Source organism: Hymenobacter tibetensis (genome assembly GCF_022827545.1).
In the GTDB taxonomy this organism is placed as follows: Bacteria; Bacteroidota; Bacteroidia; order Cytophagales; family Hymenobacteraceae; genus Hymenobacter; species Hymenobacter tibetensis.
This window is the reverse complement of sequence record NZ_CP094669.1, coordinates 5265433-5278415: the sequence shown is the minus strand read 5'-3', so window position 1 is coordinate 5278415 and position 12983 is coordinate 5265433. Positions and strand designations below refer to the sequence as shown.

At 55.5% G+C, this 12983-nt stretch carries 12 protein-coding genes; 6 read left to right on the top strand and 6 right to left on the bottom strand.

The features are described 5' to 3' along the window. Positions 1-235: 235 nt before the first annotated feature. The 3 genes from treF to MTX78_RS21255 all read left to right on the top strand — a co-directional run bounded on the left by treF (position 236) and on the right by MTX78_RS21255 (position 3355). On the top strand, positions 236-1777 hold the full coding sequence (gene treF / locus MTX78_RS21265; RefSeq protein ID WP_243798140.1) for an alpha,alpha-trehalase TreF: 1542 nt from the start codon (positions 236-238) through the stop codon (positions 1775-1777). Positions 1778-1908: 131 nt separating this feature from the next. Next, positions 1909-2682 carry an ethanolamine ammonia-lyase subunit EutC gene (eutC, locus tag MTX78_RS21260; protein WP_243798138.1) on the top strand — a complete coding sequence of 258 codons (774 nt, stop codon included), beginning with the start codon at positions 1909-1911 and terminating at the stop codon, positions 2680-2682. A gap of 166 nt (positions 2683-2848) precedes the next feature. Then, the gene (locus MTX78_RS21255; protein ID WP_243798136.1) at positions 2849-3355 is read left to right on the top strand and encodes a hypothetical protein; all 507 of its coding nucleotides are present in this window, start codon (positions 2849-2851) and stop codon (positions 3353-3355) included. Positions 3356-3482: 127 nt separating this feature from the next. Here the strand turns inward: MTX78_RS21255 and MTX78_RS21250 are convergent, their stop codons facing one another. After that, a complete protein-coding gene (locus MTX78_RS21250) occupies positions 3483-4322 on the bottom strand; it encodes a hypothetical protein (protein WP_243798135.1) in 840 nt (279 codons plus the stop codon). A 376-nt stretch (positions 4323-4698) separates the two neighbouring features. On the opposite strand from MTX78_RS21250, the gene MTX78_RS21245 reads away from it, so the two are divergent. Beyond that, a complete protein-coding gene (locus MTX78_RS21245; RefSeq protein ID WP_243798133.1) occupies positions 4699-6180 on the top strand; it encodes a pectate lyase family protein in 1482 nt (493 codons plus the stop codon). A 145-nt stretch (positions 6181-6325) separates the two neighbouring features. On the opposite strand, the gene MTX78_RS21240 is transcribed toward MTX78_RS21245, so the two are convergent. From MTX78_RS21240 to MTX78_RS21225, 4 genes are all read right to left on the bottom strand, one after another. Continuing rightward, positions 6326-7003, bottom strand: coding sequence for a GDSL-type esterase/lipase family protein (locus tag MTX78_RS21240; protein ID WP_243798132.1), 678 nt, complete (start codon positions 7001-7003; stop codon positions 6326-6328). 273 nt (positions 7004-7276) lie between these two features. Further along, positions 7277-7858: a pseudouridine synthase gene (locus MTX78_RS21235; RefSeq protein WP_243798130.1), complete on the bottom strand. Its 582-nt coding sequence runs from the start codon at positions 7856-7858 to the stop codon at positions 7277-7279. A 132-nt stretch (positions 7859-7990) separates the two neighbouring features. Next, a complete protein-coding gene (locus MTX78_RS21230; RefSeq protein ID WP_243798129.1) occupies positions 7991-8692 on the bottom strand; it encodes a LytR/AlgR family response regulator transcription factor in 702 nt (233 codons plus the stop codon). A 48-nt stretch (positions 8693-8740) separates the two neighbouring features. Continuing rightward, complete coding sequence (locus MTX78_RS21225; protein ID WP_243798127.1) at positions 8741-9835, bottom strand: sensor histidine kinase; 1095 nt, start codon at positions 9833-9835, stop codon at positions 8741-8743. Positions 9836-10059: 224 nt separating this feature from the next. Between MTX78_RS21225 and MTX78_RS21220 the strand changes: the two genes are divergently transcribed. Together MTX78_RS21220 and MTX78_RS21215 are read left to right on the top strand one after the other, a co-directional pair. Then, entirely contained in the window at positions 10060-11391 is a 1332-nt protein-coding gene (locus MTX78_RS21220) for an erythromycin esterase family protein (RefSeq protein ID WP_243798125.1), read from the top strand. A gap of 218 nt (positions 11392-11609) precedes the next feature. Beyond that, a complete protein-coding gene (locus MTX78_RS21215) occupies positions 11610-12092 on the top strand; it encodes a DinB family protein (protein WP_243798124.1) in 483 nt (160 codons plus the stop codon). Positions 12093-12112: 20 nt separating this feature from the next. On the opposite strand, the gene MTX78_RS21210 is transcribed toward MTX78_RS21215, so the two are convergent. After that, positions 12113-12904 (bottom strand): hypothetical protein, encoded by a 792-nt coding sequence (locus tag MTX78_RS21210; RefSeq protein WP_243798122.1) that lies wholly within the window; start codon positions 12902-12904, stop codon positions 12113-12115. Positions 12905-12983 lie beyond the last annotated feature (79 nt).

The window sequence follows — 12983 nt, the reverse complement described above, 5'->3', positions numbered from 1 at the left end:
CGCTTCCAATCCATGAAACCGCAAGAAGCTCGATCCTGGCTTTGAAATGAATTTGGTGCTTGGAAACCCACGAAACAGCCCGCCCAAAGTGGCATACGGGACACGCAGTGGGTACACAAAAACAGAGCCGATCTGCTGAAAGTCAGCCACAACCAGGGGTGGTTGCGTACTCGGAGGTGTATCCTTACCTTGCTCCGTGCGAAATCTACTACTGCTCTGCTTTTGCTGTCTTTGTTTGCGGGCTACGGCTCAGCTCCCGCCAACGCCCCGGCAACTATACCCGGGTCTTTTCGAGGCTATTCAGCTCGGCCGGGTTTTCCCCGACAATAAGACGTTCGTGGATATGGTGCCCCGCCATGATACGCCCGCGCGCATTGTGGCCGACTACGAACAGCAACGTACGCAGCCAGGCTTCAACCTAGCGGCCTTTGCAAAGTCTCGGTTCCAGCTGCCCACCACCGACACCACCACCTACCGCAGCAACATCGCCACGGGCCTGCGCCTGCACCTCGATACCCTGTGGCGGGTGCTCCAGCGCCGCCCCCTCGATTCGGTGTCTCGTTACTCTTCGTTGCTGTTGTTGCCGCGGCCCTATCTGGTGCCAGGTGGCCGGTTCCGGGAGGTGTACTATTGGGACTCGTACTTCACCATGCTTGGCTTGCGCGAAGCAAACCGGACGGTCCTGATCCGCAACATGACCGACAACTTTGCTTACCTGCTTAACCGCTACGGCTTTATTCCCAACGGCAACCGCACCTATTACCTTACCCGCTCGCAGCCTCCATTTTTCTCGTTGATGGTGCAGTTGTTGGCGCAGGAGCAAGGTGATTCTGTGTTGGTGCGCTACCAGCCCCAATTACTACGCGAATACGCTTACTGGATGGCTGGCGCCGACTCGCTGAAGCCGGGCACTGCCACACGCCGCGTCATGCGGATGCCCGGCGGCGAACTACTGAACCGGTACTGGGATGAAAGCACTGAGCCGCGCGAAGAATCGTATGGCATTGACGTCGATGCGGCCCGCAAAACCACCCGCCCACCTTCACAGTTCTACCGCGACGTTCGGGCCGCGGCGGCTTCCGGCTGGGACTTCAGTACCCGCTGGTTTGGGGCGGACGGTACGCTGGGCTCGATCCGCACCACCGAGTTGGTGCCCGTCGATTTGAACTGCCTGATGCTGGTGCTGGAAGAAACACTGGCTCGCTCCTACACTACGCAAGGCCAAAGTGCAGCAGCCCGCACCTGGCTACAGAAAGCCAAACAGCGCTGCAGTGCCATTCAGCGCTATAACTGGAACAAGGCCGCCAATTGGTACACCGACTACGATTTCACGCAAAAGCGCCCCGCTGCCATTCGCACGTTGGCAGGGGTGTTTCCGCTGGCCTTTGGGGTAGCTACCCCGCGCCAGGCAACCGTAATTGCCGCTGGCCTCAAGGCTGATTTCCTGAAAGATGGGGGCCTGCTTACCACGCTCAACACCAGCGGCCAGCAGTGGGACGCGCCCAATGCTTGGGCGCCGTTGCAGTATATTGCCGTGCAGGGCCTCACTCGTTACAACCAGAAGCCGCTCGCCGATACCATTGCCGTCCGTTGGGTGCGCCTGAACTCGCGCGTATTCCAGCAAACGGGTAAGCTGCTGGAGAAATACAACGTCACCGATACACACCTTCCCGCTGGGGGTGGCGAGTATCCTCTCCAGGATGGCTTCGGCTGGACCAACGGGGTACTGCTTAACCTGCTCAACCGCTTCGCCCGCCCGCAGCCCAGCAATCAATAGGCATAGGCGCAGAGGCTGCCTAGCTGATGGTGCATTGATTGGCGTGGGTGTTTGTCTTGCCACTCTTAGAAGTTCGCAGCTGGTTCCTTTCAGTTGGGTCGCCTGCGGAGGATATGCTGCTATCAATGCAAATGGCTGAACTACCTGCGTCGCATCAACCCGAAAACCCCGCTCCCGACCCGTGGGCGGCCCTGAAAGCGCATACGGCCGCTCGGATAGCGCTGGGCCGAACGGGTAGCAGCGTGCCCCTACGTGAGGCGTTAGCCTTCCGGTTGGCCCACGCTCATGCCCGCGACGCGGTGTACTCAACCCTGGACCTCGACCCCTTGCTTGCGGGGCTGGCGCCGCTACAGTTGCCCGTCCTTCAGGTGCGCAGCAAGGCCCCCGACCGACAGGAATATTTACAGCGCCCCGACCTAGGTCGGCAATTACACGAGGAAGCGCACACCCTGCTGCAGGAAAGTAGCGCCCAGCCCACCGATTTGGTGATTGTATTGGCCGATGGACTTTCGGCGGCAGCCGTGAACGAGCATGCTGTGCCGCTGGTAAAGCTGTTGGTGCCTATACTACAGGCCGCCGGATTGCACCTGGGGCCGTTGGTAGTGGCAGCGCAGGCTCGTGTGGCTCTTGGCGATGAGATAGGAGCACTGCTGCACACTCAAATGGTATTGATTCTGATTGGGGAGCGGCCCGGCCTCAGTTCCCCCGACAGCTTAGGAGCCTATTTTACCTACGGCCCGCGTCCTGGCCTCACCGACGAAGCCCGTAATTGTGTATCTAACATCCGACCAGCCGGGCTCCCCTACGATGTGGCTGCCAACCGACTCAGCTATTTGCTGCTGGAAGCACTGCGCCGTAAGCTGTCGGGGGTGCACCTCAAAGACGATACCCGTCTGCTCGCTTAGTTCGCCGTGCAGTGCTACCGGTAGTACGTTGATATACCAGTTGCTTCGGCCACTTTGTGCAAAGTATATCTTCAGTAAATACCTCTGGCGGCTACTAAGCAGTGAAGTGGTTGCAACCATTTGCTTTCACTTGGTATCATCTCGGGGTAACTATCTACATAACTATATGAAAATCATCTTCCCGAAGGTACTTGCCTGTTTGTTACTAATGTGGAGTGCGACCGGGTGCTCGAAAGATTCAGCTGAGCCTCAAGAAGAGTTCTTTGTGAAGGCGCAGAAAGATGGACAGCCATGGGATAAAACGGGCGAAGGATACTTTGCCATGGGGAAAAGAGAATTTTATGTATTCTCCCCCGATACTATTCCTGTTACTACAACAGAGGTTCTGCAATTGAGCTTTGCATTACCCAAGAAGCAAGTGCTATCGTCTGTGCAGGCCTTGCCGGCAGAATGGAAGCTCTTGATAGGAGGCGACGGAATAACCGATTCCTATGCTTCTACGGATGGGACAGGTCTGCCATCCATACAAATTACCAAGCTTGATACTGTTCAGAGAATTGTAGAAGGTCGTTTCGAAGCTGTTCTCCGCCGCAAAGCTGTCTATACGCAACAGACAGAACTTATGAGGTTTACCAATGGCTCGTTCCGGGTGCGCTACAAGGAGCTACCATAAACTAGTTGCAGGAGCACGCGGCTGCAAGAGCATAAATACTCCTGATTGGTCTGTGACTCCATGCACAGAGTGACGCAAGCCTGCCTACTGCTGCCAGACAGCTTTGGTAGGCTTGCTGTAGTATAAGCTAGCGGGAGCTACGGGTGGTCTTGTACAGGTACCAGCCTTTCGTAATGGGCTTGACGACAATCAGACGGTTGGGGTTCATTTTGGGTACGTCTGCGGCTTTAGGCTGATACAGAAACCCCACAGTGTTGTCTATGCGTCCGCCGATGATAAACTCCAAGCAGGTGCCGCAATTGGTATCGTGCCGAGTGATGCGGCTGATATAGAGCTTGCGAAGCAGGGCGTGTATCTCCGGGTCGGCGTTGGCTGCTTCTTCCGCAGCGGCCGTAGTGTCCGTAGCGAAAAACTGCCGAGCCTTGACGAGGCGCGCTACTTTTTGAAAATCGGCCTGGTGCTGGGTGAAATGGCTGCTAATGTCGGCGTCGGCGCTAATCCAGAGCTTGAGGTTGCCTACTGTGAACGTGTGGTCGGCATCGGGGTGCTTCTGGTTGTACTGGGCTATTTCGGCGGGAGGCATAGTGGTCAGCAGCTTCAGCATGGGGGGGCCAAGCTGCGTCATCGACAGGCTGCGGATGGCTTGTAGCTTCCAGTCATTGTCTTCTCTGGCAAAGTGCAGGTAGAAGTCGTTGCGGCTTACGGAGTCGCGCAGTTCCACGGCCACCACGGCGGTGCTGTCACTCTGGTCGAGCAATTGGCAGCTGCGTTCCAGCGTGGCGGGTATCTGCTGGCCGAGCGTTTGATTTTTGGCTTGCTGCTCGGCCTCGCAACAGAGGTAGTCTTTCATTTCCGGCCAGCCTTTGGTGGCCACAAATTGCTGCGCAATCTGCAACGGCTCCATGGGCATTCGAGCGAGTAGCACCTGCGGCAAACTCATCAAGAGGAAAAAGAAAAAATACTTCATCGAAAAAGCCAAAATAGCTGTCTATTAGCTGCTAACCCCACAACTCCAACCTCCAAGATAGGCAGAATGTCAACATAACCCTGCTCTTGAAAGGCAACAGGCCGCACCCTGCAAAGGTGCAGTTGGAGTGCTGGTTCATACCAGACAAGATTCCGGAAGCAAAGGCTTACGCGCGAAAAACACGACCTCACAGACTACAGCTGAAACCCAACGTTTAGCTGGCAACGTTGCCGACATCGATTGCGCAAAGAAATACGGCGGGTGCGCCACGTCGCCGGCCAGGGTTTCAGTAATATCAGGCTTCTGTTGAAGCCTGAAAGCGGATTTTCTTTGGGTTTCAAGTTGTACTGCGTCCGCACCGCCATCTGTCTGCTTTATGCCTCGAGAGTTCAACCTACCCCTTGCTGCTACCTGCTACACTGCTGCTGCCTGCTTGGCTGCGCTGAGTTTGGCACTGGCCACGCCTGCTCTGGAACAGCAGCTGGCATTTCCGGATGCCGAGGGAGCCGGCCGCTTCACCTCGGGCGGACGAGGCTCGGCGGCGGTGCCAACCACTGTGTTTGAGGTCACCAATCTGGAAGACGACAACCAGCCCGGTAGCTTGCGCTACGCGCTAACCAAGCCTGCGGCGGCGCGCACCGTCGTGTTCCGGGTGTCAGGCACTATCCATTTGGCGTCGCCCCTGACCATCAGCCAGTCCAACACCACCATTGCCGGCCAAACTGCTCCTGGCGACGGTATCTGCGTAGCTGACTATCCGGTGAGCTTGAAAGCCAACAACGTCATCGTCCGGTTTGTGCGCTTCCGCATGGGCGACAAAAACCAGAATCAAGGCAAGGTAAACGGAGCCGGGGGCGACGATGCATTTGGTGGCATGCGCAACAGCCGCCTCATCATCGACCACTGTACTATGAGCTGGTCGACGGATGAGTGCTTGTCGGTGTATGAAGGCGACAGCACCACGTTGCAGTGGAATCTGATCAGTGAGCCGCTCAATTACTCGTACCACTTCGAAACCGGCGACACCGATTTCGAGCAGCACGGGTTTGGAGGCATTTGGGGCGGGCAGCATGCTACCATGCACCACAACCTGTTTGCCAGCTGCAAGAACCGCACGCCACGCTTCAACGGTAGCCGCTACACGCACCCCGCCGGCTACGAAAACGTGGATTTCCGCAACAACGTGCTTTACAACTGGGGCGAAAACAACGTGTATGCTGGGGAAGGCGGCAACTACAACGTCGTCAACAACTACTACAAGCACGGCCCCTCTACCAAAGACAACGTGAAGGCGCGAGTGCTGAATCCGTACAAGCTTGAGAAAGGTGCCAACCCGCTGCCCTACGGCAAGTTCTATCTGGCCGGCAACTACGTGGACGCCAGCGCCGACGTGACCCGCCACAACTGGCGCGGCGTGACTATGAACGGCGGTACCGCCACCGATACAGTGCAAGCCAAAGCTGCCCTGCCATTCAACTTGGGCCCCATCAGCACTCAGACAGCAGCTGAAGCGTATAAGGCCGTCTTACAGCACGTAGGGGCCAGTCTGCCCAAGCGCGACACCCTAGACCAACGCATCATCCGCAACGTGGTTAACCGCACGGGCCGCATCATTGACGTGCAGGGGGGATACCCGCACGGCACCCCCTACACCGTCTCGCAGAAAGCGTGGCCGGTGCTGGCGTCAGTGTCAGCCCCCACTGATACCGACCATGATGGCATGCCGGATGCGTGGGAAACCAAACAACGCCTTAACCCCCACGACCCCACCGACCGCGCCAAAACGGGTCCGAACGGCTATACTATGTTGGAAACGTATTTGAACAGCTTGGCGGCACGGGTGATACCAGGAAAGTAGAGCGGCTGTAAATTCCAGCTCCGTGTAAGCTCAGCAAGTAGCAGTACAAAATAGAAGCTCCTCCCATCTTGCTCTCGACAGGATGGGAGGAGCTTCTAGGCGTGAGATGTCGTAAGCTACCCCATTGCCACTGTGTTGGCCATGCTTATATGTACGGCATGATCAGCTTTTTCCATGCCATGTATCCTTTGCCGTTTAAATGTAGGCCGTCAAAGCTGTACTCGGCTTTCAGGCCGTTGCCTTCCTGGAAATAAGGGAAGAGGTTAATAAATGTTGCGCCGTTTTCTTTGCTGATTTGCGAATATCTTTCGTTTAATTCTTTTATCTGGCTGATAGTTAATTCATCTGAGTGCAATATTTTTTGATTGGTAGGCAATACACTTTGGATATATAATTCCGTTGCTGGTGATTCAGACTTGATTTTCTTCGTAATCAGCTCTATATGAGCACTTATCTCTTCCACTGAGGTGCCAGCACATATATCATTAACCCCAACCATAATAAATATTTTCCGGGGTTTGCTTTTGATAATTCTATCGAGGCGCTTGATAATACCTGTGGTTTTGTCGCCCCAAATACCTCTATTCCTGACCGACGGATTATTAAGTATTTCTGCCAATTCAAACGCTTCCGTGTGGCTGTCGCCTACGAAATAAATTTTATTGGGTTCGTCTGTTAGCTCCTGAAAAATACTCGTGCGAAAAGGTTCTTTGAGAACTTCGTTCTCAAACCAATTGTGGTAGTACTTGTAAGCAAAAACGGAAGACAATAAGGTGTTGAAGCCAAGGGAAGCCACAAACAGGAGTCCGGTCTTGTTGATCACAGCAAGAAATAATTAGCAGAATTGGCGTGGTGTAGCCGAGCTACATACTAGTATCGTACTACTTGGTTAACATTAGCCGGTATAAATATATAGTCTTATTGTTCAATTCACAAGGAATAAGAACAATACAGGCAATATTATTTTTATACGAATATATTGAATAATAAAAATAGCTGCTTAAATCTATATTCATGCAACAGCTAGGCTAGCTTGCACACTCTGCCCTCGGCCTTACACGGCCTTCAAAATCAGGAATATCCTTTCGATTGCAACCTAGAAAAGCAAGGTTTCCACTTCCTGCACCTCGCCTGGCGCTAAACTACCCAGCACGATGCCCCCTATGCGCATCCGCACCAAGCGGAGCGTGGGAAAGCCTGCGGCGGCGGTCATCTTGCGCACCTGCCGGTACTTGCCTTCCGTAACCGTGATGCTCACCCAACTGGTGGGGCCGTGTCGGTCGGAGCGGATGTGACGGGTGCGGGGTGGCAGGTCCGGTGGCGCGGCCAAGCGGTAGGCGGCGCAAGGCAGAGTCTGGTAGCGCCCCTCCGAAATGCCGATTTCCACGCCTTGTTGAAGCTGTGCCACAGCTTCGTCGGTGATAAGGCCATCCACCTGGGCGTAGTATTCCTTTTCCACGTCTTTGCGGCGAATCTGCTCACTCACGCTGCCGTCGGTGGTGAGCAGGAGCAAACCTTCGCTATGTTCGTCGAGGCGGCCAATGGACATGGTGCCTTCTGGAAAGTCGTGCAACTCACCCAGGAAACGCTTTTTACGGGCTTCGCTGGGGTTGTTGCTCATGAATTGGCTAAGGTAGCCGTAGGGTTTGTGGACGATGAAATGGCGGTGCTCAAACATAGAGGCGCAAGGTACGGCGCTTTCCAAGGCCAGACGTTCTGTCGTTCGGGCTCGTGCAACACCTCCGCAGCGGTAACTCCGGCAGCCTAACAAACAGCTTGTCTTGCCCAGCAAACATCACACGGCCGACTGCTACTTCTTGAAGAAGGCCAGCAACTCGGCTTTGTATGAACTACCGATAGGAATCAGGGTAGCATCCTGCAACTGCACGTGGTCGGGCTGGAGCAGGCGGATATGAGCGGCAGCTACAATGAAGGAGCGGTGTACGCGCAGATAGGTTGGGCCTAGCACTTCCACCATCTCTTTCATAGTGTGGTGGAGCAGGTAGGTTTTGGTGGCCGTCATGAGCTTGACGTAGTCTTTGCAGCCTTCCACGTACACAATGTCGCGGTGCGGCACTTTGAGCAAACCTTGCCGCTCCTTCACCAGCAAGTGCTTCTCGGTAGTAGCATCGGTAGGCGAGACGGGTTGGAAAGCCGGCAGGCGCGAAATAGCCTTCATAAACCGCTCGTACGAAAACGGCTTAAGCAGATAATCCAGCACATCGAGCTCATACCCTTCATAGGCATACTCCCGGTAGGCCGTGGTCAGAACGGTTTTGGGTGGGGTGCGGAGGGTTTTCAGGAAGTCGAGCCCCGTCATTAGTGGCATTTCAATGTCCAGAAACAGCAGATCCACGGGGTGTTGGGCTAGGTGCTCGTAGGCTTCCATGGCGTTGCGGCACTTGCCAGTGAGCGTCAGCCCCGGCGTTTGGCCAATAAACTGCGAGAGTACCTGATGAGCCAGCGGCTCGTCGTCCACAATCAAGCAACGAACGGGGGCGGAAGTGGTCATGGAGTGGTGATACGTAATGAGGTGGGAAGTGTGAAAACCAGGTCCGTGCTACTGCACATGCAGCGTTAGCTCGGCGCGGAAGCGGCCAGCGTGTTCGGTCAGGTGCAGCTCGTGGGTGCCAGGGTAGTAGAGGTGCAGGCGCTGCCGGATATTTTGGAGGCCAATGCCACCGCTGCGCTTGGTAGAGGCGGCGGGCGCTTCGGGTAGCATATCGTTTTCGATGAGGAAATGCAGGCGGCCGGGCTGGCTGGTGAGGGTGGCCTGCACGCTGGCGGCGTCCGAGAAGTGGTGGCGTCCGTGCTTGAAGCTATTTTCTACCAGCGGCAACAGTAGGAGAGGGGGTACCTGCAGGCCGGTAGTAGTACCGCTGGTCGTTAGCTGGATGTGCGCGCCAGGATACTTGCGCTGCTCCATCTCGAAGTAGTTTTCCAGGAAGCTGACTTCCTCTGGCAGGCTGATGTATTCCTTGCCACTGTCGTAGAGCACGTACCGCATCAGCTCTGAGAGCAGCAGAATGAAGCGCGGCGTTTCCGGCGAGCCCGCCAAACTCAGACCGTAAATGCTGTTGAGCGTGTTGAACAGAAAGTGCGGCTGCAACTGGCTTTTCAGCTGCTCTAGTTGCAGCGCCAGATGGTCTTTTTCGAGGTGGCGCCGCCGGTATTCTTGCTCGAAGGCCAGCCGCACAAAGGCCACACAACTGAAGGCCAGCAAATCAGTGAACAGCTGGCTGATATAGGTGTTGCGCAACGCCGGGAGTTGGCGGGCTGCCTCGGTGTAGGTGTGGTGGTAGAAGTCGGCTAACAGGGGCGGCTGGGCCACAAACTGGAACAGCCAACTGGCCACGGTGATGTTCAGCTTGATGCCCCACCACATATAGAGCACAGCCCCCACGCCCAGCAACGCATAGCGCCGCTGCCGAATCAGGACCGGCACCAGCCCGCGGTAATACGGCACCGCGTACAGCGTAGCCAGCAGTGCAAACACCATCAGCTGTGGGTAGGGGAAGTTGGCTTGGGTGATAGGGCGCTGCTGTACGGCCTCCATGTACACATTGTACTTGTACAGGCCCACATATAATCCCCAAACCAGGATTTCAAAGAAGACGGGGAAGCGGCTGGGCCGGTCGGCGGTAGGAAGTGGCATGCCAGCAAGTTCATGGTTTTTCTTGCTGCCCACCGCTTCGTAGCGCCGCTATTTCGACTAACCGGGTGGTTTTTTCGACTAAAATTCGGCGGCTCTGGCTTGGTCGCCGCCGGATGAGCCTTGGTCTAATAATGCTTCATTCTAGCTCGGGGAGCCGCTTGCTTTGTGTCGTTGCCAGTCGCTGACCGACGGCCTTATCTGACACCTTCTACCAGTTCCCTGCCATGAAAAAGATCTTCCGCTCCCTGCTCGCTACGGCCCTGCTCGCCACGGCCACTGTTGCTACCCAGGCCCAGCCCACTGCTCCCGTAGCTGCCGCCTTCGATACCACCCGTATCGTCCTCGATCCTAGCCTGATCAATCCGGTCAGCCTACAGAGCTACGAGGCATTTCGGGCGGCCGTGAAACCCTTAGTAGCACAAATGGCCACCAAAAAAATAGTGGCCTTGGGCGAAGGCACCCACGGCACCAGCGAGTTCTATACGCTCCGCTTCTGGCTGACGCGCATCCTGATGGAGGAGCACGGCTTCAAGCAAGTAGCCTTGGAAAACGACTACACCGATTCTTACCTGCTTGATGAAGCGCTACGCCAGCCTAACGCCGCTGTAGCACCCCTCATGAAAGCGCACCTGTATAGTATCTGGCAGAACCAAGAGATGGCCGAACTTCTTACTTGGCTCCAAACCCACAACCGCACGCACCGCAAGCAGTTCCACCTCCGCGGCTTCGATGCGGTTAGCGCAGTTCCCGACGCGCAGCAGCTGAGTGCGTTGGCCACGCGTTACCCCGCCGCCAAACTAACCGACCTGACCAGCAAGCTGGAAACAGCGGCCGTCGTGCAAGACTCAGTCTGGCACAACCTCAACAAGAAAGGCTATAAGTTCAACCGCAAGCGCTGGCTGTCCAACGGTCTAAGTGCTTACTACACCGTAGAAAAACTGCAACAGGCACTTCGTACGGCCAAGCTGCCGCGTCGCCAGCGGGAGTTGGCGCAGGGCTTTGCCTTGGATGCCAAGCTGAATTTCAGCGTGTTCTACGAGTATGAAGTGAACAAGAAAGACGCGCCGCGCGATAGCCTAATGGCGCAAATGACAAAGTTCTTGGTACGCGGCAAAAACGACAAAGTCATTCTGTGGGCCCACGATGCGCATTTGGCTCGCAAATCGACGGACCCTACCGACAACAATGGGGGTGGAGCCGGTAGCTACATCGAACGGATGTTTCCCGGTCAGTATTTCGTGTTAGGCACCAGCACCGCTACGGGCACCTTTGCCGCCACCACCGACCGGCTGATTACGTACGACAGCCCCATGGCAAGCTACCCCCTCGAAAAGCCTTTGGCCGGCTCCTGGGAAGCTTCTTTAAGTGCCGTCAAAGTACCCGTGTTTTACCTGCAAACCCAACAACTCGGCGTCCAGAACTTAGAGCGTCCGTTGCGCTTTGTCGGCTACCGCCCCGACAGCGGCAAAGACTCTTACTCCAACTACCAACTCACCGAAGCCTACGACGCGTTGCTGTTCGTCCGCCAAACCAAGGCCGCCACGCCTTTAAAATAGCGCCAGCCAGCGACGCTACAGCTTATGTTGGCGTAGCATAAGGGAAACAGAAAGTGGCGGTGGCTATGTTAGCTGCCGCCACTTTTGCTGCGTTAAAGCAAACTTCTGTCTTCAAACAATCCGGGCTGGCTGGTTCTTCTTTTCACCGAATCCGAATAGCCTGTTGGCTTGTTTAGTGGAGTTTCAGTTGTGTTAAAAACAGTGTCATCTCACCCCGTATGGACCAGAAAACAAGAGCCGCGTTAGTGAAAGAACTCGTTAGCCTGCTGACCGAAGCCAATGCCCACGTCACCTTCGAGCAGGCCTGCGCCGATGTGCCTACTGCCTTACTGAACGAGCGGGCTCCCGGCCTGCCGTACACTATCTGGCAGCTAGCCGAACACCTGCGTATTGCCCAGTTGGATATTCTGGAATTCAGCCGCAACCCCGCGCACAAGTCGCCGGAGTGGCCCGTGGGGTACTGGCCCGCGCCGGACGCTACCACCGACGAAGCCGGCTGGCAGGCCACCCTAGCCGCCATCCGCCACGACCAAGATGAATTTGTAGCCCTGCTGCACGACGAGTCGGTGGACTTGCTGGAGCCCTTTGCGCACGGTACCGGCCAAACCTTACTCCGCGAAGCCATGCTCATTGCCGACCACAACGCCTACCATACCGGCCAGATCATTCTGCTACGCCGCCTGCTACACAACTGGGAGTAAAGAGCGCACAAGAGTGTCTATTATCGGTTGTGTTCCTGCCGCATCATGTCCATAGCATCTACAATGCTGAAGCTGTTGACATCGTATGTCAGGAACTTGCCAGCGCCAATGCCTCGAATCCGGCCAGTCTGTTTGTAATGCCCAAAGCGTTGCACCTTGTCTTTTCTATTCCACCAAAAGAAACTCGTTTTATCCTCGTAGGAAGAGTAGAAAACGACATTGCCACGGTCGAAGGTTACAGCGTGTGCTCCTTTGAAATCAGCAGGAGTTGGCTGCCGTGACAGGCGGTAATCAGTAAGCCGAAGCTCAAGCAAGGGGAAGCCGGTGTAGATGTACGCTAAAATAGAATCCTTGCCCAGTTTGCACATGCAATAGCAGTCCAGGATAAAGTCTTGATGGTTCGACCTGAAGCCAAAAACCAGTTGGCCCATGAAGTCGAATACCGCTATACCTTCTCCCGTAGGCGACCGTTCACCCGCCGCCTGATCGAAGTAAGAAACGACAATCCGATTGGCTTGAACCAGTACATCGGCAATGTATTCGCCGGCATCAAAGGCCAGAAGTCTACGACCGGTGTAGTCGAAAATGTGTCCCGTATCTGTTGAGCCAATTTGCTGGCCGATTATCAGAAACCGCTCGGCGTCTAATTCCCGAATGTAAGCGTACCGGAACTGCTGCTGAAGCACCAACTGCCCGCCATTCGTCCAGACTTCCATGTTACTTGTCAGGGCAATAAAGTTGCCGTATTCATCGGCATCTAAATCCAGTATCTGGAGCTTGCCACAATCGAGCGGATAGGTAGTGATGGGCATATAGTTGGAAACGAAAAAGCAGAAAGGCCGCCGTCAAGCTAGCGCTTTCTGCTTCTGAATGGTCGGGGGGCTGGGCTGC